The organism is Halomarina salina (assembly GCF_023074835.1).
In the GTDB taxonomy this organism is placed as follows: domain Archaea; phylum Halobacteriota; class Halobacteria; order Halobacteriales; family Haloarculaceae; genus Halomarina; species Halomarina salina.
The window spans coordinates 40,230-66,722 of sequence record NZ_JALLGW010000006.1 but is presented as its reverse complement, the minus strand read 5'-3'; the positions used below and the strand labels follow the sequence as shown (position 1 = coordinate 66,722).

The window sequence follows — 26,493 nt, the reverse complement described above, 5'->3', positions numbered from 1 at the left end:
GCGCGATGACCAGAACCACCCGCAGGCGGTTCCTCGCGGCGACGGCCGGCGCGACGGTCGGGGCGAGCCTGCTCGCCACACCCGCCACGGCGCAGGCTGGCGGCGGGGCTGGTGGCACCGGCGACGGCGGTCGCTCGGGCGACGCGGTCGACCTCTCCGCGTGGTTCGCGAACACCGAGAACGTCGGCGAGGTCGTCGACGCGCGCGGGCAGTCCAGCGTCGAGGTCGCGGTCGGGACGTCGGGCAACGGCGGGTCGTTCGCGTTCGACCCCGTCGCGGTCCGGATCGACCCCGGCACGACCGTCGTCTGGACGTGGACGGGCGAGGGCGGGACGCACAACGTCGCCGCGAAGGACGGCTCGTTCACCTCCGAGTACTACGGCTCGACGGGCGAGACGTTCGAGCACGCGTTCGCCGACCCCGGCGTCGTCCGCTACTCCTGTGTCCCCCACGAGGCGATGGGGATGAAGGGGGCCGTCGTCGTGGGCGACGCCGACGTCACGCTCGGCGGCGGTGGCGGCGGTGGCGCTGGCGGCGACACGGACGACGCCGGCGAGACGCCGACCCAGCCGGAAGAGACGTACGACGGCTGGCTGGCGAACACGGACAACTACCACGCGCTCGTCGACCGGCGCGGCGAGTCGGAGGTGGTCGTCGAGGTCGGGGCCGAGGGCAACGGCGGGCAGTTGGCCTTCGACCCGCCGGCGATGCGCGTCGACCCCGGCACGACCGTCGTCTGGGAGTGGGTCGGCGACCTCGCGTACGACGTGGCCGACCCGGACCTCGGGTTCCACAGCGAGCAGGTCGCGGGAGCGGGCCACCGGTTCGCGGTCCAGTTCGACGGCGACGGCCTGAGCACCTACGAGTGCACCGAGTACGGCGACGAGGGGATGCGGGGCGTGGTCGTCGTCGGCGACGGGCCGACGACCCGGTTCTCGACGCTCGGCTACAGCGTCGTCGGGGGGAGCGCCGTCGTCCTCGGCGCGCCGTTCCTCTACGCGTTCCGCGAGCACTTCCGGAACATCACGTCGAGCGAGTAGCGTACCGACGGCCGACGTCAGTACGACTCGGTCTCGACACCGAGACGTTCGAAATCACGGATGTTGTCGGTGAGAATCGGTTCTCCGACCGCATCACCGACGGCCGCCACCATCGCGTCGACCATCCCGACGCCACTCTCACCACCCGCATCGCGGTCTGCCCGTGCGAGCAGTTCCCCGGCGTCCCGTGCCAGCTCACGCGTCTGTGCCGTCACGGGGTACATCGCCATCGCGTTCTCGAAGCGCCGTCGCTCCTCGTCGGTTCCCTCGATAGCGACACCGTACGAGAGCTCGGCGACGACCGGTGCAGGAACTCGCTGAACGACGTTTCGCTCTCGGAGGTCGACGCCGACCCGGAACGCGCCGTCGTCGCCGCGGAACAGGTCGATCAGGTACGAACTGTCGAGGATCACCGCAGTCGGTCCCGGAGGGCGTCTTTCGAGTCGGCGTCCGACTCGCGTTTCCGTGCGAGGCGATTCTCGATTTCGTCGGCCATGTCGTCGGACAGGATTCCGGCCACGAGTTCTGGGTCCGGGCCCCCCGTGAGTCGTCGCAGCGTCTCCTCCATCGTCTCGCCCTCCCGTTTGTGGGCCTTGAGGAAGGCGTGGTACTCCTCGGAGACTCGGATGCTCTTCGACATGCTGTATACAGCAGTGTACGAGCAGGGTAGATGATAAACTCGTGGACCATCGGCACCACTCCGTCTCCGAGAGTCGGGTTCTGTCAGTCGCGTTCCGCCGCCCCCCGACAGTCGACGGCCGTGGGTCGCCCCTCGGCGGCGGCCAGCCCGTGTCACGACTACCGCGAGGTGGTCGGCGTCGCCGGGTACTTCTCACCGCCTCGGGACTCCTGTGCTCGGAGCCGTGCGATTCGGTCGACGTAGGTGGGGTGTGTCGAGAACAGTCGCAGCAGCCACGGCACCTGCGCCTGGTCGACATCGGTGGCGTCGTCCAGCGCCGACAGCAGCGAGACGACCGCCGGGACCGACGTCCGCCGGGCGGCGACCGCGTCGGCCCGGAACTCCAGTCGGCGCATCACCCAGTACGCGACGACGCGTTCGACGAGGACGGTCACCAGCAGACAGGCGGTCACCGCGAGGACCAGTTCGTCGAACAGCACCGTCGTGACCGCCGCCCCGACGGCGAGGACAGCCACGCTCACCGCGCCGCGGACGAGCACGTGCCGCTCGCGGTGGTGACAGACCTCGTGAGCCAGCAGCGCGGCCACCTGCGCCGGCGGCAGGTGCGTCAGGGCGAAGTCGCTGACACCGACGACGTCCCGGAACGGCCCGCCGATAGCGTAGCCGTTGACGGGGCCGTCCCCGGCGTCCGTGACGACCAGCACGTCACAGCCGAGGGTGGATGCCGAACCGAGCACCGCTCTCTCCGCGGGCGTCGGCGGGCGGACGGCGTAGCGGTACACCGCGAACACCGGCGAGCAGGCGACGGTCACCGCGAGCAGGGCCACGACGCCCCAGAGCCACACCCGGACCGGCGTCGTCGCGACGAGTATCGCCGCGGCGACGCTCGCGGCGAGCGGGACGACTCCCGCCAGCGCGGTCCGCGCGAGCGCCGCCGCGGCCGACAGCTCGCCGCCGGTCGGGAACCACGACACGCCGCCGAGTTCGAGCAGCGGCGCGTCGAGCACCCACTGGTGGAGCGCCGCGACGACGACCGACAGGGTCACCACCACGCCGAGGACGACGACTGACACTGTACCGACTGCTCGACCGTCCGGGGAGAAAGAGTCACCGCGTCGCTGCTCACCGACTCGCCTCTCGCCGAGGACGGCGACACGCTCCGAGCGGACAGCTTTTTCCGCGCGTGGCGGTCACGCCGGGTATGGTCTCACCGTGTCCGGACTGGACCGACAGGGATGGGGGGTTCGAGCGTGACGGCGTCGTCGTCGCCGTCGAACCGGTCGGCGTCTACGCGGGTGGCGGTCTCTCGACGACCGAACGGGTCGACACCGAGGACGAGGCGGACGCCTACGACGTCTCGCTGTGGACCCGGACGGCGAGTGGCGAGCGCTCGGTGACGCCGGTGACGTTCGAACGAGCGCTGTCGGCCTGGGAGTTCGCCCACCTCCTGACGTGGTACGTCGAGGACCAGGGGTTCGACGCCACGCGCGAGGCGCTCTCGACGAAGGGCGGGTGGTCGCCGCCCGCCGTCATCACCGACGAGGGCGCGGAGGCGGTGTTCAGAAAGCTCCTGGACGACGACGCCGTCTCGCTCGACGCCGTCCTCGACGACGACGCGAGCTAATCTCACGCACGGCGACCGGATAACGGACTCTTAACCAAACGGTCGCTCGTCGAAAAACCGCCATGCACATCCTCCACGTCACCCATCGCTACCCCCCGAGCGACGGGGGCGTGGAGCGCCACGTCCGGGCGCTGGCGACCCGCCAGCGGCGCGCCGGCCACCGCGTGACGGTCGTCGCGGCCGACGGCGGCGACCTGCCGGTGTTCGAGGTCCGCGAGGGCGTCGCCGTCCGCCGGTTGCGGGGCGTCGCGCCGGGCGACGCGTACTACTTCGCGCCCGGCCTCTCCTCGGCGCTCCAGGGCGGCCCGGCCGACCTCGTCCACGTCCACAACTACCACGCGTTCCCGTTCGTCCAGGCGGCGCTCGCCACCGACGTCCCGGTCGTCGCCACGCCCCACTACCACGGGACGAGCGCCGACCGACTGCGTCGTCTCCTGCTCGCCGCCTACCGGCCCCTCGGCCGTCGCGCACTCGCCCGCGCCGCGGCCGTCGTCGCCGTCAGCGACTGGGAGCGCGAGCGACTCGCCGCCGACTTCGGCGTCGACGCCACGCTCGTCCGCAACGGCGTCGACCAGCGGTTCGCGGCCGCCCGCGGGGCGGGCCACGACCGCGACCGCCCGTACCTGCTCTGTGTCGGGCGACTGGTCGAGTACAAGGGCGTCGGCCACGCCATCCGGGCGCTCGCCTCGCTCCCGGAGTACGACCTGCTGGTCGCGGGAAGCGGCCCCGAACGCGCCGCGTTCGAGCGTCTCGCCCGGCGAGCGGGCGTCGCCGACCGGGTCACGTTCCTCGGCTACGTCCCGGACGACGACCTCCCGGCCTTCTACGCCGGGGCGAGCGCGCACCTCGCGCTGTCGTCGGTCGAGGCGTACGGGCTGACGGTCGGCGAGTCGCTGGCGGCCGGGACGCCCGCTGTCGTCTCGGCGACGCGCGGCCTGCGCGACTGGGCCGCCCGCGAGGACTGCGTCGGCGTCGCCGACCGCTCGCCGCACACGGTCGCGACGGCGGTCCACCGGGCCGTCGGCCGCGCCGCACCCAGCGCGGCGATACCGACCTGGGACGACTGCGCCGACGGCGTCGCGGCCGTCTACGACCGGGTCGTCGACGGCTCCGACGCCGTAGACGAGTTCTGAGCGCGCTCCACGGCGGCCGACACCGGTCGCCGCCGAACCCAGCCGCTGTCGAACCCTGTCGTCGCCGAGCACGTCGCCACCGACCAGTCGCCGGTCAGAGCCGCCGGACCACGTCCTCGAACGCCCGTCGGAACGCCGCCTGCCGGGTGTCGGCGTCGAACGACCGGCCGCGCTCGCGGGCCTGTGCGGCGAGCGTCTCGCGGTCGTGGCGTGGGCGGTCGAAGAAGTCCGCGACGCCGCTCGCGAGCGCCTCACTCGTCGGCTCGACGACCAGCGACGGGTCGAGCGCCCGCGCCTCCGAGCGGGTGCCCGCCGTCTCGGTGACCAGCGGTACCCGCCCCGCACAGCAGGCTTCGAGCGTGCTGACGGGGAACGTGTCCATCCGGGAGGGCTGGACGAACAGCGCGCTCGCGGCGAACAGGTCGACCAGCCGCGACTCCTCGACGAACCCGTGGACGTGGACGCCGGAAACGTCACCGTACTCGCCGGGGTGGCCGGCACCGGCGACGTGGAGCGTCGCGTCGGGGTGGCGCGCTCTCACCCGCGGCCACGCGTCGACGAGCAGGTCGACGCCCTTGTAGCGCGCGCCGCGACCGACCGTCAGCGCGGTCGGTTCGTCGGGGGGGTCGTCGATATCGAGGAGGGCGTCGTAGCGCTCGGGCTGGACGTACGGGTGGGCGACCCTGACGGGGGCGCTCCCGACGAACGGCCGGACGAAGTCGGCGGCGAACCCCGAGACGGCGACGCAGCCGTCGATGCTCCGGCGGGCGATGCGGCGGACGGCGGGGCGGCCGAACCGCCCGACGAGCGTCTTGAGTCCCGACTGCCCCGCGAACGACCCGCGGCCGAGGTCGTAGAGGCCGTGGTCCGCACAGAGGTAGACGACCTTGGCGCCCGTCCTGGCGCGGGCGAGCGTCGCGGCGTACAGCGGCTGGGACCCCTCGACGAGGTAGACGTCCGCGTCGGGGTACGCCAGCGCGTTCAGCGCGTCCTCGGCGACGCTGCCGGCGAGGGGTCCGGCCGAGCGCTCGCGGAATCCGACCTGTTCTGCGCCCACGGCCCGCGCGAACCCGGCGTGGGCGGGGTGCGGGTCGGTGCAGAGCATGACGACGCGGGCGGCCTCGGGGTCCATTCCTCTGGTCGGTCGGCGGTAGCCGTCATATAACTATCCGGACTGGACGGCTCCCCTCGGCCATGACAGAGCGCCTCCTCGACCAGCGTCGCGTGGGGAGTCGCTCGTCTTCGGAGGTCGTGTCCGCGCCGGTCGCCGTCGGTCGCCCTCACGACGCGGAGGGCGTCGATGGCTGAGGGGGTCGACCGCGACAGCCTCGCGCTGTTCGGCGCGCGCCTCGCCGGTAGCGCCGTCGGCTTCGCCAGCACGGTCTTCTTCGCCCGAGAGCTCGGCGCGTCGGGGCTGGGCGTCTACTTCACGTTCGAGACGGTCGTCGTCCTCGTCGCCGTCCTCGCCCGGTTCGGCGTCGACACCGCCGTCGTCCAGCGACTCGCGGGGGCGGGCGACGCCACCGAACGCGCCCGCTACCTCACCGGCGCGTTCGGCATCGTCACCGTCCCGCTCCTGACCGTGACCGCCGCCGTCCTGCTGTTCGCCGACTCGTTCACCTCGCTGGTGGGGCTGGCCGTCGCGCCGCTACTCGTCGTCGCCATCGCCGCCGAGTCCGGCCAGTGGGTGCTCCTCTCCGCGCTCCGCGGGGAGCGCCGCCTCCCGACCAGCGCGGGCGTCGAACTCGGCGGCGAACTCGTCCGGGTCGGCGCGAGCGTCTGGTTCGTCCTCGACGGGGTGGGACCGCTCGGTCTCGTCTACGGGTTCGTCCTCGGCCACGCGGTTCGCGTGCTCGCGGCGCTCCTTCTGCTCGACACGGGGTTCGCGCGGCCGACCCGCGAGACGATGCGGAGCCTCGTGTCGTTCTCGTCGTACACCGCGGGCGTGAACGTGAGCCACCTCGCGTACTCGTGGCTCGACACGCTCGTCCTCGCCATCTTCGTCTCGAAGGCCGCCGTGGGGACGTACGAGGCGGCGTGGCGCGTCAGCGTCGTCGTCGCGATGGCGAGCACGGCCGTCGGCGCGTCGCTGTCGCCGTCGGTGAGCGCGTGGGCGTCGAGCGGGGCCATCGAGCGCATCGAGGAGAGCGTCACCGAGTCGCTGTCGCTCGCGCTCGTCCTCGTCGTCCCCGCCGTCGTCGGCGCGGCCGTCCTCGGGGGGCCGTTCATGGCCGTCGCCTACGGCTTCGGCGGCGGGACGTTGCTCGCGGTGCTCGTCGCGGGGCAGGTCGCCCAGTCGGTCAAGGAGGTGGTCCAGTCGACGCTGCTCGGCCTCGACCGCCCGCGAGCCGTGTTCGTGGCGAACGCGGTCGGCCTGACGGCGAACCTCGTCCTCACGGTCGGCCTCGCGCTCGCGTACGGGCCGCTCGGCGCGGCCGTCGGGACGGCGCTCACGGCGGGGGTCGCGGCGGCGCTGCTGTGGCGCGCGCTGTCGAGCGAGATTCGGCTCCGAGCCGACTGGACCGCGCTCGCCTGGCAGGTGGGGGCGGCGCTCGCGATGGGTGCCGTCGTGTTCGGGGCCTCGCGGGTCGTCACCCCCGACTCGGCGGGGTCGCTGCTCGCGCTGGTCGCGCTCGGCGCGCTCACCTACGGGGCCTGCCTCGGCGTCCACCCGCCGACACGCGCCCGGTTCGTCGGCCTCGCACGCTCCCGGACCGAGAGCTGACCGCATCCGGTGTGGAACGCACTCGGTGTGGTGTACCCGTGTTGGGTTCACCACAGGAGCTATCTGCCAGCGGCTGTTCGGTTCCTCTATGAGCAAGGACGAGCGCGACGACACCGGCCGTTACGCCGAGAGCGTCACGCTCGACGACGTGCTCGGTGTCTTCGCCACTGTCGACGGTCCGGTCGTCACGTCCGGTGACGTTGCGGAGACACTCGACTGTTCCCGGGAGACCGCCCGCCGGAAGCTCCGGACGCTCGAAGAGCAGGGGCACCTCGCCAGTCGAAAGACGGCCGGTCGGGTCGTCTGGTGGAGAATTGACGGGACCGAGTCGGCACACGCTGTCGACCCGAATGATCCGTTCTGGTCGTTCGAACCGGGAGCGTCGGGCGAGTCGGACGTCTCGGAGAACGTCGACGCCGTCCTCTACGGTGAGCGGTCGGCGTGAGCCGTGACGGCGCGACGCCGATATTCGTCGATACCGGGGCGTTCTACGCGCGGGCCGACGAGGACGACGCACACCACGACGAGGCGACCCGCCTGTTCGATGGGATTCGGTCCGGCGACGTTCCGTACCGACCGATGTACACGTCCCAGTCCGTTCTCTCGGAGTTCGCGACACTGGCGCTGTACAAACTGGGCCACAGCGTCGCCACGAGGGCGCTTCGCGCTATCAGAGGGTCGGACAGTATCAACCGTCTCCCCGTCGGGCGACCGACGTTCGAGGCCGCAGCCGAGCAGTTCGAGCGGTACGACGACCAGCAAATTTCGTTCGTCGACCACACGACCGGCGTGCTCGCCGCGGAGCGTGACATCGACCACGTCTTCGCCTTCGATAGCGACTTCCGGACGCTCGGATTCTCCCTCGTTCCCGAGGACATCGAACTCACCGGGGAGTGACCGACAGCGGCGAGACGGTGCACTCCTCGCCAGCGTGCTCGGGATTCCCGCTCGTCTCGCGTGGGCTCGTCGATGCTCCGTATTCGTGGGAGGTATGTCGCGACTACTGATGCGGACGCCACGGCAACACCGTCCATGAACACGACTACACCGCGACACACCGTCCCCAGGAGGGGTCGCCGTGCGTGAGGAGACGCTGACGCGCTGGGTCGACCAGCCGCCCGCCGACCCCCTCACGCAGTACCTCCGCGACGCCGAACGCGAGCAGGCGCTGGACCTGTTCGGCGAGCGCGGGCACGTCCTCGACGTCGCCAGCGAGACGACCGTCACCGAGGGACTGACCGCCGAGTCGGTGACCCGCGTGGACTTCGCCGACGCCGCGAGCGAGCGCGCCGAAACGGTGCTCGGCGACCGCGTCGGGCGCTACGAGCGGGTTCCGCCCGAGTCGCCGCGCCTCCCGTTCCCGGACGACCAGTTCGACGCGGCGGTCTGCGTCGGGCCGTACGACTGGCGGTTCCTCGACGTCGCGGCGCTCACCGCCGAGGTGCGCCGCGTCGTCGCGCCCGACGGGCGGTTCGTCCTCTCGATTCCGACGCCGCGCTCGCCGTACGAGGCGGGCGGGAAGTACCGGATGCGGTACTACGAACCGAGCGACGCTCGCGCCCTGCTGGAACCGGACTGGTCGCTCGCCGAGTACCGACTCGTCTACCAGCACCCATACTGGCTCCACTCGAAGCTCGCGACGTTCGCGCCCGACGCCCTCCAGCGGCCGTTCGTCGCCCACGCCGACCGCGCGACGGCGCGGCTGAACGCGCCCGGTGACGACGGCCGGCCCCGGGGAGCGCCCGAGGACGCCGCGTACCTCGTCCTGAGCGCCCGTCCCGCCGACCGCGAGGGCGACCTGTCGCGCGCCCTCGACTGCCTGTTCCGGCCCGCCGAGGAGGCCGGGTTCTGGCTCGACGACGGCGAGGGGGGCCACGTCGCCCGCGAGCTGACCTACGAGGTCGACGCCGAGGGCCGACCGACGAACTGGACCGCGCGAGACGACGCGCAGTGGCGCTACGCCCCGTTCGCGCTGATGGGCGCGATGCAGTGGCGCGTCTCGGCGCACGGCACCGACGAGCACGACGCGAAACTCCGCCGTGAGTTGACCTACTTCGAGGAGCAGGTCGACGACGGGGCGCTGGACGAGCTGTCGAGCTACGGGCTCGGGCCGCTGACCTGCGCGTTCGCGCTGGCGAGCGACGTGTTCGACGGCCGGTACCTCGACCGCGCCCGCGACCTGTTCGACCACGCCGCCCCTCGCACCGGCTTCGACCACAGCGAGGACGCGCTGGTGCTGTACGGCTGGACGTACCTCTACGAGCGCCGACCGGCCCCGGACGTGCGCGAGGCCATCGACCGCGGGATGGCGAGCGTCGTCGACCGGCAGGACGGCTGGGGGACGCTGTTCGCGTTCGACAACCCGACGACCCGTCGCCACCAGAACCAGCTGTACGCCCTCTGGGGGCTCTGCCGGGCCATCGAGGTGACCGACCGCCCCGGCTACCTGGAGAACGTCGCGGCCGTCCTCGACTACACGATAGAGCACCGGATGCGCGAGGACGGCGCGTTCGTCTGGGAGGACCCCGATCGATGGACCCGGTGGGGGTTCGAACTCCGCCGCCGACTCGGGAGGACCGACCGCCGGCCGCACTGGGACTTCCTCTACGCCTGTCACCAGACGTTCTTCGTCAACGCGGTGGCCCACTACTACGCCGCCGGGGGACGGCGCGACTACGACGCCGAACTCGGCCGCGCGATGCGCTGGCTGGACGGCGCGAACGACCGCGGGACGGACCTCGCCGCCGAGAGCGGCCTGGGCGTCCCGCTCCGGTTCGTCACTACCGACGGCCGCATCGACGTCCCCGACCAGCAGTTCAAGGGCGCGTACGAGGTCGGCTCCCACCTGATGGCGCTGACGAACCTGCTCGAACTGGAGCGCGAACGCGTCGACGGCCCGGCGAGCGTCGCGCCGCCCACGCCCGCCGCTGCGACGACCAGTCGGACGCCGGGGACGAGCGCCGGGTCAGGGGGCGAGCAGTGACCGATCATCAGCCGTCGAGCGTGTTCTTCCCCAGCACCGAACCGACAGTCATTCCGTCGTCTCCCCGGAGGGGACGCACATGACCAGCGTCGCGTTCTTCGGTAGCCACCCGCTGGGCGAGACCTGCCTCGCTCGCCTCCACGACCACCCCGACGTCGACGTCGACCTCGTCGTCACCTACCCCCGCGACCACGACGGCTGGTGGGACGGGTCGGTCCACGAGCGTGCCCTGGAGTACGGCTACGAGGTGGCGACGCTCGACGAGGAGCGTCGCGTGCTGGAGCACGAGATCGACTACCTGCTCAGCGTCTACTACCCGAACATCCTCGACGGGGAGCTGCTCGACCACCCCGAGCGCCTGGCGCTCAACCTCCACCAGGCAGAACTGCCCCGCTACCGTGGGTCGAACGTGTTCAGCCACTCCATCCTCAACGCCCGCGCCGACGACCACTGGCGACACGGGACGACGCTCCACGTCATGGTCGAGGACGTCGACGCGGGGGCCGTCATCGGCCGGAACTTCGCGCCCATCACCGAAGAGGACACGGCGCGAAGCCTCTACGAGAAGGTCTGTGAGGCCTCCGTCGACCTGTTCGAGGAGTACCTCCCGCACATCGTCTCGGGCGAGATAGACGACATGGGCACGCCACAGGACGAGTTCGACGGCCCGCGGTACTTCCACGCGAAGGACAGCCTCGTTGACCGCAAGGAGATTCCCGCGAAACGCCTCGTCAGTCACGACCCGGTGGTCCGGCAGGACACCTACGACCTCATCCGCGCGCTCGACTTCCCGCCGTTCGAACCGGCGTACACGACCCTCGACGGCAACCGAATCCGCCTGACGGCGTCGTGGCTCGACCACGACTGATCAGCCAACCGGCTGGTCGGCTATCGGGGTTCCTGCCTGTGACGGTCTGACCCACGACGATGGGAGGCGACACCTGTCGCCGGTGTTCTGCGAACGCTGGAATCGCCAACGCGTCGTGTTCCCGATACGACGCACGGACATTCGTGTGTGGTGCTCGCTCCTAGCACACTCCCGCAACCGGTTTCTCGGGCCGTTTCGACCACGGGTGTATGATTCCGAACTACCCCGAGAAACACGGTGCAGAGGCGCTGTTCTCGCCCAGGGATGCGCTCGACGCACAGGGCGGCGGCGTTCCCGACCTCCCGCCAGCGATTCTGCTTGGCTTCCAGGCGCACCTGACCGACCACGTCGAGGAGCGTGCCGTCGAGACGGTCGACATCGTGCGCTCCCAGCGCTGTCTCGTGCTCTCCGACTCGGTCGGCTACGTCCCGGTCCACGAGGTCGGTATCGGCGCGCCCGTCGCGGCCATCGTAACTGAGAACGTCGTCGCCTCCGGGGCGCAGGCAGTCGTCTACCTCGGCGGGGGTGCGTCGCTCCAGTCCGACCTCGACCCCACGACGGCCGTCCTCCCGACCAGCGCGATTCGAGACGAGGGCGTCTCGTACCACTACCTCGACCACGACGACCCGGTCGCGCCGACACCGACACTCGTCGACGCGCTCGACGAGTCGCTTGCGAGCGCCGGTGTCGACACCGCTCGTGGACCGACGTGGACGACGAGCGCGATGTACCGGGAGACGCTCCCCGAACTCCGTCACTACCGCGACGAGGGAGTGCTGTCGCTGTGTATGGAGACGGCGGCGCTCTGGGCGGTCTGTCGCTATCGGGGTGTCGCGACGGCGACCGTCCACGAGGTCGGAGACTACCTCGACCCCGACGGCTGGGTGCCCGAGAGCGAGGACAATCTGGTTGAACTACTCGACCCGACGGCTGCGGCGCTGTCGGCGTACGTCACGGTGTCCTGACCACAAGAATCGACTATCGTCCGTCCGTCGTCACTGTTGCCACTTCGTCCCGGCGCGGAGACGGGCGACCTCCGCGATACCCGCGTTCGCGGAGCAGTTGGGGCAGGCGTAGACCTGGCTGTTCTCGTCGCCGAAGACCGTCATGAACCGCTGGGAGATGTGGCCGCTGCAGTGTGTACATTGGGGCATTAGTGTCACCAACTCGGTACCTACAACTTTGTAGGATGGACGATAAGGCTACCAACTAACAGTATAGCATCCCGTCGGACCCACCCGCTAGCGCGACCGTTCGGCGAGGGCGTCAGCGGGGCGGCGCGTCCCGAGCGAGACGTCGACGGCCTGTCCCGTCCGGGCGGACTCCGCGGCGCGTTCGAGCAGTTCGACCGCCCGTGCCCCGACGCGGCCGGACCCGCGCGGTGGCTCGCGTGTCTCGCACGACTCGAGGAACGCCTCGATCTCGGCGCGGAGCGGTTCGTAGGCGGCGGTCTCGTGGACGCGACTCCCCTCCTGGCGGGCGTGAATCGCGTCGCCGTCGCGGACCATCGTCGCGTCGTGGAGTTCGAGTTCGGTGTTCTGGAGGTAGTCGACGTGCGCCGAGCGTTCGGTGCCGACGACGGTGAGGTCCCGGCGCTTGTCGAAGACGGGGACGTTCCACGACTCGTTGACGACGCCGGTCGTGCCGTCGCCGTAGCTGAGCGTGAGCGTCGCCGTCTCGTCGACGCCGTCGCGGACGGTCGCGTCCAGCGTGCAGTAGACGCGCTCGGGGTCGCGGTCGAGCAGCCAGCTGTAGATGTCGACGTCGTGGACGGCCAGCGAGAACAGCGCGCCGGCGTCGGGGCGGGGCGCGCGGTAGGCGAACCGGTTCGTGTTGAGGTAGCGGACGTCGCCGAGTTCGCCGCGGTCGATGCGCCGCTTCAGGTCGCAGAGCGCGGGGTGGTACCGGAAGATGTGGCCCGCCGCGAGCACGCGGTCGTTGCGCTCGGCGGCGTCGACGATAGCCCACGCGTCGTCGCTCGACAGCGCGAGCGGTTTCTCGACGAGCAGGTCGACCCCCGCCTCCAGCAGGTCGGTCGCGATGGCGCGGTGGGTCGGCGAGGGGGCGGCGACGACGGCCGCGTCGACGCCGCGGTCGGCCAGCGTCGCGTAGTCGGTGGTGTAGTCGACGCCGTGGTTGCTCGCGAGGTCCACGACCCGCTCCTCGTCGATGTCGCAGATGGTCAGCGAGTCGAGGTGACCCTCGTCGAGCAGTTCGGCTCCGACGCGGACGTGGTTCGACCCCCAGTAGCCCGTCCCGATGACGGCGTAGTCGCGGCTCACTGCGACTCCTCTCGACCGCCGTCGGTGCGGGCTGGCGAGGTGTCGGTCGGCTCCTCGGGGTCGGACTCGGTCGTGCCGGAGTCGGCTGGGTCGTCCGGTTCCGACTCGGCGACGCCTCCCTGTTTTCCCTCGAAGTACGACGCGACGGCCGCACAGACCGTCTCGACGTCCTCGGGTGCGATGCGCGGGTGCATCGGGAGCGAGACGATGCGGTCACAGAGCGCCTCGGTCCGGGGCAGGCTGACGTCGCCGACGCGCTCGGCGACGGCCGGGTGCTGGTGGGCCGGCGTCTCGTAGTGGACGCCCGTCTCGATGTCCCGTGCCGCCAGGTAGTCGCGCAGCGGGTCGCGGTCGGCGGCGGGGACCTGGACGACGTAGAGGTGGTAGACGTGCTGTGCGCCGTCGGCGACGGTCGGCGTCTCGACGCCGTCGACGGCCGCCAGCAGGCCGTCGTACCGGGCGGCGGCGGCGGCGCGGGCGTCGTTCCACTCCTGGACGCGGTCGAGCTGTTCGCGGCCGACTGCTGCACTCACCTCGCTCATGCGGTAGTTGAGGCCGACCTCGCGGTGGACGCCCTCCTCGTCGCGGCCGTGGTCGCGCAGTCGGCGGGCGCGAGTCGCCAGGTCGGCGTCGTCCGTGACGAGCATGCCGCCGTCGCCGCCGACGGTCATGTTCTTCGAGGGGTAGAAGCTGAACGCGCCGGCGTCGCCGGACGCGCCGGCCGTGTGGCCGTCGCGGGTGGCGAAGTGCGCCTGGCACGCGTCCTCGACGACGGTGAGGTCGTGGTCGTCGGCAACGTCGAGAATCGCGTCCAGATCGGCGAGCTGGCCGTAGAGGTGGACCGGGACGACGGCGGTCGGGTTCTCGGCGCGCTCGGCCTTCGCGGCGAGGTCGTCCGGGTCCATCGTGCAGGTTCGCGGGTCCACGTCGACGAAGACGGGCGTCGCGCCGAGGTGGAGGACGGGGCTGACGCTGGCGAAGAACGTGTGGCCGGGGACGAACACCTCGTCGCCGGGGCCGATGCCGGCGGACTGCATCGACAGCAGGAGGGCGGCCGTGCCGCTGTTGACGCCGACGGCGTGGTCGGTGCCACACCGGTCGGCGAAGGCGGCCTCGAATCGCTCGACGCGCTCCCCCTTGACGTAGCGCGTGCTGCGCAGCGTGTCGCTCACCCGGTCGACGATGTCGTCGTCGACGTAGATGTCGGTGAACGCGACGCCTGCGCGCGCGTCGTGAGACTCATCCTGGTCGGTCATTACCGATGACTGAACACCTAGGGTGTTTGTTACCTCCTCTCTACTGGACGGTTATCGCCGGTATGCAGCGGGTAGCAATGGCCCCGAGTCGGGTGGTGCGGGTATGGAGGGGCTGGTGAGCGCGGTGATTCCGACCTACAACCGCGCCGACTACGTCGAGGGGGCTATCGAGAGCGTGCTGGCACAGAGCCACGAGGACTGCGAGGTCGTCGTCGTGAACGACGGTTCGACCGACGGCACCAGAGCGGTGCTGGCGGGGTACGCGGACGACGACCGCGTTCGCGTGTTCCACAACGAGGAGAACCGGGGCATCCCGGCGACGATGAACCGCGGCGTGGACGCCGCACGTGGCGAGTACGTCGGCGTCTTCGGCGACGACGACCGCTGGCGACCGACCAAGGTCGAGCGCCAGCTCGACGCCCTCGCAGAGCACGGCGACGACTACTGCGGCGCGTACACCGCGGGCGTCATCACCGAGGAGCGGACGGGGGCGGTCGTCGAGCGCGTGGCGACCGGCGTCGAGGGCGACGTGTACCCCGAGGTGCTCCTGCGGATGCAGGTACTGCCTCACTCCAGTCAGTTACTTCGAACCGAGTGCGTCCGCGCCGTCGGCGGGTTCGACACCGACTTCGCGGTCGCCTGCGACTGGGACCTGACCATCCGCCTGGCCAAGCGCTGGAAGTTCGCGTACGTCTCGGAGACGCTCACCGAGCGCCTGCACCACAGGGACAACGTCACGGGGACGCCCGGCTACGACGTCCGTGCGCGCGACCGCGTCGGCGAGAAGTACCGCGAGGACATCGAGGCGGCGGGCATCGCCGAGGCGTTCGACGCCGCTGCCGCCCGCGAACGCGGCCTCGCGGCGCTGGCCACCGGCGAGACGTCGACGGCGGTCTCCGCGTTCGCGACGGCCGCCCGCCTCCACCCGACGCGCGACCACCTCGCCCTGCTCGCGGTGTCGCCGTTCGGCGAACGCGGGCTCTCGGCCGCCAGGCGCGTCCGGGACGGCGTGTTCCCGGCGTAGTCCGTCGTCGTTCCGGTCGTGACGACTGTCTCCGTGTAACGGTCTAATTTACAACAAACGTTGCTGACAGTATCGCCCGACGGTCTCCCCGCCGAGTCGCTCGACCACCCGTCCGGTCAGGCGCGCCGGGTGCGCCGACGCGTCGACGGAGTGCGCTCCTCGTCTCGCCCGGCGAGACGCCGGTAGACACGGTCGAGCTGGCCACCTTCGCGCTCCCAGTTGTACGTCTTCTCGACGGCCGCGCGGCCGTTCGTCCCGAGGCGGGCGCGCCGTGCGGCGTCGCCCGCCAGGTCGGTCAGTCGCGCGGCGACGGCCTCGCCGTCCCCGGCTGGGACGACGACGCCGCAGTCCGCGTCGGTCACGACGCGTGCCAGCGGTGCCACGTCGCTGACGAGGACGGGCTTTCGCGACGCCATGTACTGGAACAGTTTGTGCGGGACGGTCGTCTCGGTGTGCGGGTTCCGGGCGTGGGGCACCGCACAGACGTCGCAGGTGGCGACGTACCGCGGGACCTCGCTGGCGTCGACCCACCCGGTGAACGTGATACGCTCGTCGACGCCCGTCGCGGCCGCTCGCTCGCGGAGCGACCGGTCGTAGGCGGCGTCGCCCGCCCCGCCGACCAGCAGGAGTCGGGCGTTCGGCACCCGCTCGACGAGCGCCGGCATCGCGTCGACGAGCGATTCGAGGCCGCGGTGCGGGCCGAAACTCCCGACGTAGCCGACGACGAACTCGTCGTCGTACCCCTCGACGGGGTCGGCGTCGGTGTCGTACGTCCGCAGGTCGACGGTGTTCGAGACGACGGTGACGCGGTCGGGGTCCGCGTCGCAGTCCTCGACGTAGTGCGTCCGGCCCTCGGGCGTCGTCGCGAGGACGTGGTCGGCGTGCCGGACGCAGTCCCGTTCGAGCCGCCTGAGACGTCGGTACGGCGTGAACACCTCCTGTACGGCTCGCCGCGGCAGGCCCATCCCGGTCCGCCACTGCCGGGCCGCCTCCGGGTAGTTCTCGTGGAGGTCGGCGACCAGCGGCAGGTCGTGGTCGTCCGCGACCGACTGGGCGGTCCGGACGAGCGGCAGGTCGTGGACGTGCAGCGCGTCGACGCCCGTCTCGCGGACGAACGCGTCGAGTTCCCGCCGCCAGACGACGTCCGTCAGCGTCAGCAGAAATCGGGCGGTCTTCGCGGTCCGGTACGGCAGGGAGTAGCGCTCGACCCGCGGGACGCGACGGACGTCGACGCCGTCGACGTCCTCCTGGAGCGGTTCGTCGGCGTCCTCGCGGGCGAGACAGCACAGCGACACCTCGTGGCCCCCGGCGAGCAGCGACCGGGCCTCCTTCTCGACGCGGATATCGTGCGGAAACGCCCCCCTGAGTACCATCCCGACGTGCATGGACGCAATCGTCCATAGCCACTGCCCGTGGGGGGTTTGCTATACCACTGCTAATTGTAACTGGTTTGGTAGTAGTCACTGCTTGCAATGTTTCACAGCGTAACTCGAAGCGAGTAGTCTGTCGGTAGCAAGGAGCTTGACGTTCGAAGGACGGCTATGAAGCGTTCCGGGGAGGGGGCGGTCCGTGCTGGTTGAACTCGGCGTCGCGTTGCTGGTCGTCGCTGCCGTGCCGTATCTGCTGTTCGGCGTGGTGTACGCCTGGTTCCGACCGAGCGGGTCGCCCATCGAGAAGGCGCCGTACGAACCGACGGTGAGCATCGTGCTGCCGACGTACAACGAGGCGGGCATCGTCGAGCGGAAACTGGCGGACGTCGCGGCGCTCGACTACCCGAGCGAGAAGCTCGAACTCGTCGTCGTCGACGCGAGCGACGACCGGACACCCGACATCGTCGCGTCGTACTTCGAGGGGGTCGAGGACGCCCCGACGGTCCGGGTCATCCGCGAGGAGTCCCGCAAGGGGCTCGCCGTCGCGCTCAACGAGGGGTACGCCGCCGCGAGCAACGAGATCATCGTCAAGACCGACTGCGACTCGACGGTCGCCCCGGACGCGCTCCGGGAAGCGATGGCGAACTTCGCGGACCCCGCAGTCGGCGGCGTCACCGGCCGTACCGGCGAGGTGCTTGGCGGGAGCGAGGTGGAGTCCGATTACCGGGGCATCCAGGGCCACATCCAGACGCTGGAATCCCATCTCGACTCGACGTTCATCTTCCACGGGCCGTTCTCGGCGTTCCGCCGCGACCTCGTGGTTCCCGTCGACAGCGACTCGCTGGCCGACGACTCCGAACTCGCGCTCCGCATCCGGCGCGGTGGCCACCGCGTCGTGTTCGACCCGGCCGTCCGCTACTCCGAGGCCGCTCACTCCGGATTCCGCCAGCGCCGCACCCAGAAGGACCGCCGCGCGATGGGGCTCATCCGCCTCCTGACCCGGCAGGCCAGCGCGCTGGGTCGCCACGGCTGGTACGGTCGCGCTGTCTTGCCGTTCAACTGGCTGTTCATGATCGTCGGCCCGTGGCTGCTCGCGCTCGGTCTGACCGTCCTCACCGTCGGGTCGCTGCTCTCGTTCGGCGTCGCGGGCGCGGCGCTCCCCGCCGCCCTCGCCGCGTTCGTCGCCGTCGGCTCCCGTGACGCGCTCGGCCCGCTCCAGCCGTTCTACGCGCTGTTCGACACGCAGGTGTCGCTGCTCCACGCGGGCCTCGCGCTCCAGTTCACCAGCGCCGACGGCCTCTGGGAACCGGAGGCCGAACTGCGCGAAGCGTTCGACTGAGTGCGTCTCCTCGGAATCCGTTCTCTCACTACCGAGCGACCGCACCGCATCGGTCCCTCCTCGAATGGTCGGTCGGAGTGGTCAGTCGATATCTTCCAGATGCGCGTCGAACCGCTCGGTCTGTTCCTCGACGTCGATGTGCTGGTACGCCTCGTGGGTCGTCGAGAGATCCTTGTGTCGGGCGAGGTCCTGCGCGTCGCCCCGGTCGCGGCGGTACACCTCGCCGACGATGCCCCGGCGCGCGCCGTGGAGCTGGAGGTAGCCCGCCTCGTCGTCCACCGCGATACCGGCGTCGGCGGTCAGTCGCTTCAGCAGCGAGCGAGCGCCCTCGGTCGTGAGCGCCGGCGGCGCGACGTCGCGTTCGCGGAGCAAGGCGTCGATGCCGCCGGCCTCGTCGGCCAGTGCAGCGACGTCCGTCTCCTCGCCGAGCGCCGCGCGGACGGCGGCGTACTTCGAGGGGGCGTGGTCGGTCGGGAACACCGGCCAGTCGTCGCTCGGCGGGCGCTGGACGGCCCGCCAGCGCTCGACGCCGACCGCCGCTTTGGACGGGAGGGCAACGGGGCCGAGGCGCTGGTCTTTCCCGAGGACGCGCAGCGTGTTGCGGTCGAGGTCGACGTCCGACCAGCGGACGCCCTGGCGTCCCTCGCGGTCGTCCTTGGGATGGCGCAGCACCTCCGCGCCGCGGACGGCCGCGTAGGCGAGCATCCGGACGAGCGCGCGGTCCCGCGCCTCGACGCGGGCGTCGAACCCGTGCTCGTCGATAGCGTCGGCGGCGCGTCGGTCGACGTGCGCGACCAGGCGGCGGCGCTGTTCGCTCGTCCAGAACTGCTGGTCTGCCCGCGCCGAGTCGTCGGCCGGGACCGCCTCGCGGGCGGTGGTCGTCAGCGCCGGGTTCGTCGGGAGGCGACCGTCGCGGACGCAGTACGTGAGGAAGCCCGAGACGTACGAGAAGTACGTGGTCGCGGTCGACCCGGCGATACCGCCCGCCGTGACGCGGTCGTCGAGCCGTTCGGCGTAGCGACGCAAGAGGAGGGGGCCGTCGTCGCCCGCGAGGTCGTTCAGGTCGCGGTCGCGGGCGTCCAGCCACGCGACGAACCGCCGGAGCTCCGACCCGGCGGCGTCGACGTACGTCCCGGTCGGGTCGCCGTTCTCGTCTCGACTGGTGGACTTCGAGCGGAGGTAGCGCTCGACCGCCGACTGGAGTTGCGTCGTCTCGTCTCCCACCTCGTGCCCCCGTATCGCCCGCCTCTCGTCGCCTTCCATCGTCTACGCTCACCCGAGGGCGGGGGTGCTGGTAAAACCACTTGGTTGTGTTGTTCTACAGCAAAGTGGATGGGTCGCTACCGCGACCGTCCGGATTCCAGGCCTCTGGGGGCAGAGACGCGGTTCGACGGCTCTGTACCGTCTATAAATCGTATGGCGCGATACGTTCTCTCGGACGACTCTCAGCGAATCGGTCGGGTGAGGGTCGCCAAGTGCGTCCGGCGCGAAGGTTCGCTGATGGTGCCCGAGAACCGACCGGATACACACGAGTTCGACGAGCGACTCGTCGACGCGATCCGCGAGGCCCCGATGCCGGTCGTGAACACCCAGTATCTGGTACGAGCGTCCGACAGACCGCACGCGGAGGTGGTCGAACGCCTCGACCGACTCGTCGAGGAGGGGGTCGTCGACCACCTGGAGGTCGAGGGTCGCGGCCACCTGTGGTGGCTCGCGCTCCCGTACGAACGGGACGCGTGACCTCCTGTGAGTCCGCTGGCCGTGCGTGGGCCTCCCGTCTGGCGGTCAGCGGTGTTCGATACGCCGCCCACCAGGCCCCCGTGGTCGGCCGATGCGGGGGATACCGGGCAGGCCGTCGGCGACCCAGAGGACGAACGCGCTCCCGAGCAGCGTCACCTCGAACGCGAGGATGCCCAGGCCGCGCGGACTGTCGAGGACGCCCCCGAACTTGGTGAGGTAGTACGTGAAGTTCTGGAGGAACGAGCCGTAGTCCGAACTCCCGCCGCTGACCAGCGGCCAGAGGAGGCTCTCGAACTCGATGCCGTTGCCGTAGACGATACCGTACATCGCGTCCGCGGGGAGGTGCAGCAGGTAGCCGACGGCGAACGCGGCCCCGACGACGGTCCGGTCGAGTCGCCACGCGACGGCGACGACGAGTATCGAGAGCGGGACGGCGACGAACACCGAGTGCGCGACGGACGTCCCGCTCTGGAGGACGTCGAACTGCCACGCGAGCGGCTTGTCGACGAGGTCGGCGAACTGCGTCCCGACGGCGACGGCGACGGCGGTCAGCGCGTCGGGCGAGCGGTGCCACCCGAACCGGAGGGCCAGGGCGACGACGAGGTAGCCGACCGCGAGGTGCTCCCAGGGCCACATCTCAGCGCCCCTCCGTGCCGAACGAGGGGGAGCGGGCCGACGATACGTCGGTCGGTGGGAGGGACTCGGTCATCACCCGCCCAGTTCGTCGTCCACGGATAAGAAGCCCGCTCTCGATGTGGTAGCACGGCTCGCGCGACGGATTCGCAGCCGCCGACGGTGGACAATCGCGTCGCTTTTCGGCGGACGCCGCCGACTCGCTCCATGAACTGGCGGTCGGGCCACCTCCCACTCCTCGCCGTCGTGGCGGTCACGCTGGTCGTCGGTCCCGACCTCGTCGCGGCTCACGAGGTCGGCGACTCGCGGTTCGCCGCGCCGCTGCCGCTCTCGTCGCTGTTCGCCGGTGCGGGCGCGACCGTCGCGCTCACCGCGGGGTGGCTGGCGGTCACCGAGCGGACGCCGACCGTCCGCGAGCGACCCGCCCGGTCGCTCGCGCTCCCCGCGTCGCTCGTCGGCGCTGTCCACGCCGTCGCGAGCGTGGGGTTCCTGCTCGGCGTCGTCGCGGTCTGCTGGGTCGGACTCACGGGTCGGCAGGTCGCCGCCGAGAACGTCGCGACGCTGCTGACGTGGCTGGTCTGGGTCCACGGCCTCGCACTCGTCTCGGTCCTCCTGGGGACGCCGTGGCGCGTCCTCGCCCCGTGGCTCACGTTCTACCGCGCGCTGGAGCGACTGGAGGGCGGGCCGCTCCCCTCGCTCGACTACCCCGAGCGACTGGGCGCGTGGCCCGCGCTGGTCGGATTCCTCGCGCTGGTCGGCGTCGTCGAGAACCTGACGCCCGGCATCACGCGGTCGCCGCGACTCACCGCCGTCGTCGTCGCGGCGTACGCCGGGGTGATGGTCGTCGGTACGGTCGTCTTCGGTCGCTCGTGGGTCGAGCACGCCGACCCGCTGGGCGCGTTCTACGCCCTGCTCGGTCGGGTCGCCCCTGTGACGTGGACGCGGGACGGCAGCCACTATCGCGCCACGCTGCGCCCGCCGTGGCGTGGCTGCGTCCCGCCGGTCGCGGACCTCGCGCTCGCGGCGTTCGTCGTCGCCGCCGTCTACACGGTCAGCTTCGACGGGTTCGTCGAGACGCCCGAGTTCCAGTCTATCCTGTTCGCGACCCGCGACGCCCTCGGGACCGGCCCGGCGACGTCGCTACCCCTCTACCTCCTCGGGTTCGCGCTGTTCGTCGCGTCGTTCGCGCTCGCCGTCGCCCTCGCCGACCTGCTCGGCGGTGACGGCGAACCGCGGGACCTGACCGACGGGCTCCGACGGTTCGCACCCACCGTGATTCCCATCGCGGCGGCGTACGAGGTGGCCCACACCTACCCCGCCGTCGTCGCCCAGACGGCGGCGCTCATCGAGGTGTCGCTCGCACCCGTCGCGAGCGTCGCGGTACCGGACCCGCTGGGCTGGCTCTCGGTGCCCGCGTTCTGGGGGTCGCAGGTCGTCCTCGTCGTCCTCGGGCACGTGTTCGCCGTCGTCGCCGCCCACCTCGCCGCCGTCGAACGCTACGGGTCGCAGCGAGCGGCCAGACGCGGCCACCTCCCGCTGGTCGTCGTGATGGTCGGCTACACCGTGCTCTCGCTGTGGATCATCTCGCGGCCCGTCGTCGCCTGAACGCGACGAGCTAGCAAAACTGGTTTGGGCGGTTTGGATAGTTCGGATAGTTTTGACGCTTGGTAACAGAGAGTATCGCCCGGCGTAGAGCGTCAGTGTGTTACTCCACAGCGTTCGTACCGAGTGTATGAGCGGCGACCGGGTCGAGGCCGAAAGCGAGGTCGTGAGCGGGCAGGTCACCATCCCTGAGCGAATCCGACGTGAACTCGACATCGAAGATGGCGACGCCCTCCGTTGGGCTCTCGAAGCTGACGGGACTGTCCACGTCGAGATCGACCACCGATACGGAGAGACGTTCGCTTCGTTCGAGGGGTACGATGGCGACGCGGAGACGGACGCGACGACCGACCACGACGCGTGGGGTGTCGAGTAACGAATCGAAGCTAGCACGTTCGACCCGCGACGTGGCGCTGACCGCTCTGCCGCCGACTCACTCCACCGGCTGTTCGAGCAGTCGCTCCCCGCTGTCCGCACAGCGGACGACAAAGACGTCCACCTGCGAACAGCACGACTCGACCACGTCCGAGTCCGTCTCGACGCCGCCGCCGTCCGGGCAGTCCTCGGCGAACAGGCGCAGGCCGCTCAGGAAGACGGTCCGCTGGACGGTCGCCAAGTCCCCCCATCCGTCGATACGCTCGGCCAGCAGGTCGGCGGCCGCGGCGTCGGCGACGAGCGCCGCTTCGGAGGGCCACTGCGCGACGACGCGGTGGTCGGCACGCAGGACGACGCCGTCCTGCCGCGCCCCGAACTGCTCGGGGTCGCAGTCGAGCGCCGCCGCGAGCCGCCCCCGTACCGCCTCCCGGTCGACATCGGCCATCGCCCCCCGCCACCGCTCGGCGAACGCGTCGGTGAGTCGCAGGTCGCTCCCGTCGGCGGTCTCTTCGAGCGCACCCACCGCCAGCAGCGTCCGTTCGAGAGTCGCCGGGTCGTCGAACCCGCGGTCGGGGTCCACGTCGACGGTCGGCAGCGGGTCCTTGCCGAACCAGCGCAGCACGCGCCGCGGGAGGTAGCGCTTCGTGAGTTCGGGCGTCCCCGGTACGAGGTACCCTCTGAGGTAGATGCAGGCGGCCGACCCGACGGCGACGGCGGTCCCCAGGCGTCGGTCGCGACGACCGGCCGCGAGCGCCAGCACCGCACCGATGGCGACGTTGACGACGGTACACGGCAGACAGCGGTTCTCGCCGGTGTACTCGGGCTGTCGGAGCGAGTCGACGAACTCGACGAAGCGTGACTCCATCACCCGACTGTACGGCGACCGGGCCGTATACGTTTCGCTCGTCGCGAGGGGAAACGAACGATGGCGACGGCGACAGGTCGGTAACGACGAGCCGTCTCCCGACGGTGAGCGCCCGGTGAACCGTCAGCGCCGCCTCGGGCCGCGCGTCTCGATGGACCCCGAGACGTCGAGCTGTGGGTACGGGATGTCGATGTCGGCCGCGTCGAAGCGCTGCTTGACGGCCTTGACGAACTCGCTGCGGACGCGCAGGTACTTCCCGCGGTTGGGGTTCTCGATCCAGAACCGCGCGACGAGGCCGACGTAGGAGTCCGCCAGCGGGTTCTCCGAGAGCGTCACCATCGGCTCGGGCAGGTCGAGGACGTCCGGGTGGCGCTCGGCCTCCTCGACGATGATGCGCGTCGCCTGGTCGATGTCGTCCTCGTAGCCGATGCCGAACTCGAAGTTCACCCGGAGTTTCCCTCGGGCGGTGGGGTTCATCACGACGTCGTTGGTGAGCTTGCTGTTCGGAATCGTCAGCAACTCGTTGTCGAACGTCTGGACGCGGGTCACGCGGAACGTGATGTCCGTGACGACGCCCGCGTTCGGCAGGTCGCCGGAGGCGGGCCACTCGATCCAGTCGCCGATGCGGAACGGCCGGTCGGCGTAGATGAACACCCCGGCGACGAAGTTCGCCAGCAGGTCCTTCAGCGCGAAGCCGACGGCGAGCGTCGCGGCCGCGCCGATGGTCGTCAACCCGGACAGCAGGCCGCCGTAGCCGGCGACGGCGAACGCCACGGCCGCCGCGACGGCGAGCGTGACGACACGGACGAGTCGCAACAGCGGTCGCCGCGCGTTGCGTTTGAGCCCCCGTGCGGCGAACGCGCGGTCGGCCACCGGCACGACGACCACCCGGACAGCCCCGTAGAAGAGGGCCAGGAGGACGAGGAAAGTCACGATGGCTCCGAGGGGTTCGGCGTACCCCGGCGGGACGCCCCACTCCCGGAGCGCTCGCCCGACCGGCCCCACCTCGTCGGGCTGGAACACCTGACTGACGTCCCCGTCCGTCGTGGTCCCGTTCTCCGACTCGTTGCCGGACTGGACCGTCCACAACCCGCTCATCTGGTGGTCACGACGCGCGCCTCACTCTTCGGCGTTGGGGCCGCGCAGTCCGGCGATTGTCGGCAAAAATTGGTCGGTCGTCGGCCGCGGTTCAGTTTCCGTCTTCGTTCGCCCGGCGGTCGACGTAGTTCGCTACCGCGAGCAGCGTCGGTGCCCAGAGGCCCACGAAGATGCCCTGCTGCTTGTTCTTCCGGCCGTAGAACGTGAACAGCGAGAGCGCCACCGAGGCGATGGCGGCCAGCGCGATGGGGTCGCCCGACCGGACGAGGTCGGTCAGGTTCTCGCGCTGGCTCTGGTTCATCGACTCGTTGCGGCCGGGTTCGCGCTGCGAGTCGGACTGGTCACCGGTCAGTCGCTCGCCGGGGGCGTCCTGCTCCCCGGTCTGTGTCGTTGAGTCAGCCACACCACTAGCTAGAGGCTCGGACGTTTCTGCCTGTGGGCTGCCGACGCGGGGTGCTTACGCGTGCGGCTCGGTTCCGGCAGAAGTGTCCGACTCGACGCTCGTCGACCCTCCCGACGTCCCTCGCGAGCGAACCGACGGACTATTTCGGCCGCGGCTCTCACACCGTGAGGGAATGCTACTACAGGGAACCGTCGTCGCCGACGCGACGACCGTCGTGGACGACGGCGCGGTGGTCGTCGACGGCGACCGCATCGCCGCCGTGGGGGACCGCGAGGCCCTCCGCGACCGCTACCCCGACCACGAGCGCCGCGAGTTCGACGTGCTCGCACCGGGCCTCGTCGGCGCGCACGTCCACTCCGTCCAGTCGCTCGGGCGGGGCATCGCCGACGACACCGCACTGCTGGACTGGCTGTTCGAGCACGTCCTGCCGATGGAGGCGTCGCTCGACGCCGAGGGGATGCGCGTCGCCGCCGAACTGGGCTACCTGGAGTGTCTCGAATCCGGCGTCACGGGCGTCGTCGACCACCTCTCGGTCAACCACGCCGACGAGGCGTTCGAGGCGGCGGGCGAGCTGGGTATCCGCGGGCGCATCGGGAAGGTGCTGATGGACAAGGACTCGCCCGACGGGCTGGAGGAGGACACCGACGCCGCGCTGCGGGAGTCGAAGCGACTCGTCGACCGCCACCACGACACGCACGACGGGCGCATCCAGTACGCGCTCACGCCGCGGTTCGCCGTCTCCTGCACCGAGGCGTGCCTGCGCGGCGTCCGCGACATCGCCGACGCCAACGACGGCGTCCGCATCCACACCCACGCCTCGGAGAACCGCGACGAGATAGCGGCCGTCGAGGCCGAGACCGGGATGCGCAACGTCCACTGGCTCGACGAGGTGGGGCTGACGGGCGAGGACGTCGTGCTGGCTCACTGCGTCCACACGAGCGAGTCGGAACGCGAGGTGCTCGCCGAGACGGGAACGCACGTCACCTACTGCCCGAGTTCGAACATGAAACTCGCTTCGGGCGTCGCGCCGGTCGTCGACTACCTCGACCGGGGTATCAACGTCGCGCTCGGTAACGACGGGCCGCCCTGCAACAACACGCTCGACGCGTTCACCGAGATGCGCCAGGCCAGTCTGCTCCAGAAGGTCGAGGCGCTCGACCCGACGGCGACGCCCGCCGGGACGGTGTTCGAGATGGCGACGCGCAACGGCGCGCTTGCTGCAGGATTCGACGACGTCGGCTGCCTCCGCGAGGGCTGGAAGGCCGACGTCGTCGGGCTCACCACGGACCTGACGCGGGCGACGCCGCTCCACGACGTCCTCTCGCATCTCGTGTTCGCCACTCACGGCGACGACGTGCGGTTCACGATGGTCGACGGCGAGGTGCTGTACGACGACGGCGAACTCGCCACCGGCGACGCGGCGGCCATCCGCGAGAAGGCGCGAGAGGTCGCGAGCGGCCTGCCGACCGCGGACTGAATCCGAGCGAGCGCCG

28 protein-coding genes are annotated in these 26,493 nt (G+C 70.8%); 15 read left to right on the top strand and 13 right to left on the bottom strand.

Going from position 1 to position 26,493, the window contains the following annotated elements:
* Nucleotides 1-5 precede the first annotated feature (5 nt).
* On the top strand, nt 6-1,040 hold the full coding sequence (locus tag MX571_RS21910) for a halocyanin domain-containing protein (RefSeq protein WP_247421833.1): 1,035 nt from the start codon (nt 6-8) through the stop codon (nt 1,038-1,040).
* Nucleotides 1,041-1,057: 17 nt separating this feature from the next.
* On the opposite strand, the gene MX571_RS21905 is transcribed toward MX571_RS21910, so the two are convergent.
* From MX571_RS21905 to MX571_RS22880, 3 genes are all read right to left on the bottom strand, one after another.
* A complete protein-coding gene (locus tag MX571_RS21905) occupies nt 1,058-1,453 on the bottom strand; it encodes a PIN domain-containing protein (protein WP_247421826.1) in 396 nt (131 codons plus the stop codon).
* A complete protein-coding gene (locus MX571_RS21900) occupies nt 1,450-1,680 on the bottom strand; it encodes an antitoxin VapB family protein (protein WP_247421815.1) in 231 nt (76 codons plus the stop codon). The genes MX571_RS21905 and MX571_RS21900 overlap by 4 nt, the downstream gene beginning before the upstream one ends.
* A 158-nt stretch (nt 1,681-1,838) precedes the next feature.
* Nucleotides 1,839-2,753, bottom strand: a complete 915-nt coding sequence (locus MX571_RS22880) for a M48 family metallopeptidase (RefSeq protein ID WP_247421813.1) — start codon at nt 2,751-2,753, stop codon at nt 1,839-1,841.
* 128 nt (nt 2,754-2,881) lie between these two features.
* Between MX571_RS22880 and MX571_RS21890 the strand changes: the two genes are divergently transcribed.
* Complete coding sequence (locus tag MX571_RS21890) at nt 2,882-3,304, top strand: hypothetical protein (RefSeq protein ID WP_247421798.1); 423 nt, start codon at nt 2,882-2,884, stop codon at nt 3,302-3,304.
* A gap of 62 nt (nt 3,305-3,366) precedes the next feature.
* On the top strand, nt 3,367-4,437 hold the full coding sequence (locus MX571_RS21885) for a glycosyltransferase family 4 protein (RefSeq protein WP_247421796.1): 1,071 nt from the start codon (nt 3,367-3,369) through the stop codon (nt 4,435-4,437).
* 94 nt (nt 4,438-4,531) lie between these two features.
* On the opposite strand, the gene MX571_RS21880 is transcribed toward MX571_RS21885, so the two are convergent.
* The gene (locus tag MX571_RS21880) at nt 4,532-5,569 is read right to left on the bottom strand and encodes a glycosyltransferase family 4 protein (protein WP_247421794.1); all 1,038 of its coding nucleotides are present in this window, start codon (nt 5,567-5,569) and stop codon (nt 4,532-4,534) included.
* A gap of 168 nt (nt 5,570-5,737) precedes the next feature.
* Here MX571_RS21880 and MX571_RS21875 point away from each other — a divergent pair, with 168 nt between their 5' ends.
* From MX571_RS21875 to MX571_RS21850, 6 genes are all read left to right on the top strand, one after another.
* Nucleotides 5,738-7,162 (top strand): lipopolysaccharide biosynthesis protein, encoded by a 1,425-nt coding sequence (locus MX571_RS21875; protein ID WP_247421791.1) that lies wholly within the window; start codon nt 5,738-5,740, stop codon nt 7,160-7,162.
* An 88-nt stretch (nt 7,163-7,250) separates the two neighbouring features.
* The gene (locus MX571_RS21870; RefSeq protein WP_247421788.1) at nt 7,251-7,607 is read left to right on the top strand and encodes a DeoR family transcriptional regulator; all 357 of its coding nucleotides are present in this window, start codon (nt 7,251-7,253) and stop codon (nt 7,605-7,607) included.
* Nucleotides 7,604-8,059, top strand: coding sequence for a type II toxin-antitoxin system VapC family toxin (locus MX571_RS21865; protein WP_247421785.1), 456 nt, complete (start codon nt 7,604-7,606; stop codon nt 8,057-8,059). Before MX571_RS21870 ends, MX571_RS21865 begins: the two co-directional genes overlap by 4 nt.
* Before the next feature lie 181 nt (nt 8,060-8,240).
* Nucleotides 8,241-10,145 carry a class I SAM-dependent methyltransferase gene (locus tag MX571_RS21860; protein WP_247421772.1) on the top strand — a complete coding sequence of 635 codons (1,905 nt, stop codon included), beginning with the start codon at nt 8,241-8,243 and terminating at the stop codon, nt 10,143-10,145.
* Nucleotides 10,146-10,224: 79 nt separating this feature from the next.
* Nucleotides 10,225-11,013, top strand: coding sequence for a methionyl-tRNA formyltransferase (locus MX571_RS21855; protein WP_247421770.1), 789 nt, complete (start codon nt 10,225-10,227; stop codon nt 11,011-11,013).
* Between the two features lie 209 nt (nt 11,014-11,222).
* Nucleotides 11,223-11,978, top strand: a complete 756-nt coding sequence (locus MX571_RS21850) for a nucleoside phosphorylase (RefSeq protein WP_247421768.1) — start codon at nt 11,223-11,225, stop codon at nt 11,976-11,978.
* Between the two features lie 30 nt (nt 11,979-12,008).
* Here the strand turns inward: MX571_RS21850 and MX571_RS21845 are convergent, their stop codons facing one another.
* The 3 genes from MX571_RS21845 to MX571_RS21835 form a co-directional block, all read right to left on the bottom strand.
* Nucleotides 12,009-12,167, bottom strand: a complete 159-nt coding sequence (locus MX571_RS21845) for a DUF7563 family protein (RefSeq protein WP_247421766.1) — start codon at nt 12,165-12,167, stop codon at nt 12,009-12,011.
* Nucleotides 12,168-12,254: 87 nt separating this feature from the next.
* Nucleotides 12,255-13,295 (bottom strand): Gfo/Idh/MocA family protein, encoded by a 1,041-nt coding sequence (locus MX571_RS22875; RefSeq protein WP_247421763.1) that lies wholly within the window; start codon nt 13,293-13,295, stop codon nt 12,255-12,257.
* Complete coding sequence (locus tag MX571_RS21835; protein WP_247421760.1) at nt 13,292-14,551, bottom strand: DegT/DnrJ/EryC1/StrS family aminotransferase; 1,260 nt, start codon at nt 14,549-14,551, stop codon at nt 13,292-13,294. Before MX571_RS21835 ends, MX571_RS22875 begins: the two co-directional genes overlap by 4 nt.
* Nucleotides 14,552-14,654: 103 nt before the next feature.
* Between MX571_RS21835 and MX571_RS21830 the strand changes: the two genes are divergently transcribed.
* Nucleotides 14,655-15,575: a glycosyltransferase family 2 protein gene (locus MX571_RS21830; protein WP_247421757.1), complete on the top strand. Its 921-nt coding sequence runs from the start codon at nt 14,655-14,657 to the stop codon at nt 15,573-15,575.
* A gap of 116 nt (nt 15,576-15,691) precedes the next feature.
* Here the strand turns inward: MX571_RS21830 and MX571_RS21825 are convergent, their stop codons facing one another.
* On the bottom strand, nt 15,692-16,960 hold the full coding sequence (locus MX571_RS21825; RefSeq protein WP_247421753.1) for a glycosyltransferase family 4 protein: 1,269 nt from the start codon (nt 16,958-16,960) through the stop codon (nt 15,692-15,694).
* 184 nt (nt 16,961-17,144) lie between these two features.
* On the opposite strand from MX571_RS21825, the gene MX571_RS21820 reads away from it, so the two are divergent.
* On the top strand, nt 17,145-18,284 hold the full coding sequence (locus tag MX571_RS21820; RefSeq protein ID WP_247421750.1) for a glycosyltransferase: 1,140 nt from the start codon (nt 17,145-17,147) through the stop codon (nt 18,282-18,284).
* A gap of 81 nt (nt 18,285-18,365) precedes the next feature.
* Here MX571_RS21820 and MX571_RS21815 read toward each other — a convergent pair whose 3' ends face one another.
* Entirely contained in the window at nt 18,366-19,547 is a 1,182-nt protein-coding gene (locus MX571_RS21815) for a tyrosine-type recombinase/integrase (RefSeq protein WP_247421747.1), read from the bottom strand.
* A gap of 237 nt (nt 19,548-19,784) precedes the next feature.
* Between MX571_RS21815 and MX571_RS21810 the strand changes: the two genes are divergently transcribed.
* Entirely contained in the window at nt 19,785-20,024 is a 240-nt protein-coding gene (locus MX571_RS21810; protein ID WP_247421743.1) for a hypothetical protein, read from the top strand.
* Nucleotides 20,025-20,069: 45 nt separating this feature from the next.
* Here MX571_RS21810 and MX571_RS21805 read toward each other — a convergent pair whose 3' ends face one another.
* On the bottom strand, nt 20,070-20,660 hold the full coding sequence (locus tag MX571_RS21805; protein WP_247421706.1) for a metal-dependent hydrolase: 591 nt from the start codon (nt 20,658-20,660) through the stop codon (nt 20,070-20,072).
* A 204-nt stretch (nt 20,661-20,864) separates the two neighbouring features.
* Here MX571_RS21805 and MX571_RS21800 point away from each other — a divergent pair, with 204 nt between their 5' ends.
* The gene (locus MX571_RS21800; protein WP_247421689.1) at nt 20,865-22,262 is read left to right on the top strand and encodes a hypothetical protein; all 1,398 of its coding nucleotides are present in this window, start codon (nt 20,865-20,867) and stop codon (nt 22,260-22,262) included.
* Between the two features lie 127 nt (nt 22,263-22,389).
* The gene (locus MX571_RS21795) at nt 22,390-22,635 is read left to right on the top strand and encodes an AbrB/MazE/SpoVT family DNA-binding domain-containing protein (RefSeq protein ID WP_247421686.1); all 246 of its coding nucleotides are present in this window, start codon (nt 22,390-22,392) and stop codon (nt 22,633-22,635) included.
* A gap of 57 nt (nt 22,636-22,692) precedes the next feature.
* Here MX571_RS21795 and MX571_RS21790 read toward each other — a convergent pair whose 3' ends face one another.
* The 3 genes from MX571_RS21790 to MX571_RS21780 all read right to left on the bottom strand — a co-directional run bounded on the left by MX571_RS21790 (nt 22,693) and on the right by MX571_RS21780 (nt 25,000).
* The gene (locus MX571_RS21790; RefSeq protein ID WP_247421683.1) at nt 22,693-23,499 is read right to left on the bottom strand and encodes a DUF8054 domain-containing protein; all 807 of its coding nucleotides are present in this window, start codon (nt 23,497-23,499) and stop codon (nt 22,693-22,695) included.
* Between the two features lie 123 nt (nt 23,500-23,622).
* On the bottom strand, nt 23,623-24,597 hold the full coding sequence (locus MX571_RS21785; RefSeq protein ID WP_247421680.1) for a mechanosensitive ion channel family protein: 975 nt from the start codon (nt 24,595-24,597) through the stop codon (nt 23,623-23,625).
* Between the two features lie 91 nt (nt 24,598-24,688).
* Nucleotides 24,689-25,000, bottom strand: a complete 312-nt coding sequence (locus MX571_RS21780; RefSeq protein ID WP_247421677.1) for a hypothetical protein — start codon at nt 24,998-25,000, stop codon at nt 24,689-24,691.
* Between the two features lie 172 nt (nt 25,001-25,172).
* Between MX571_RS21780 and MX571_RS21775 the strand changes: the two genes are divergently transcribed.
* Nucleotides 25,173-26,477: a 5'-deoxyadenosine deaminase gene (locus MX571_RS21775; RefSeq protein ID WP_247421675.1), complete on the top strand. Its 1,305-nt coding sequence runs from the start codon at nt 25,173-25,175 to the stop codon at nt 26,475-26,477.
* The last annotated feature ends 16 nt before the right edge of the window (nt 26,478-26,493 follow it).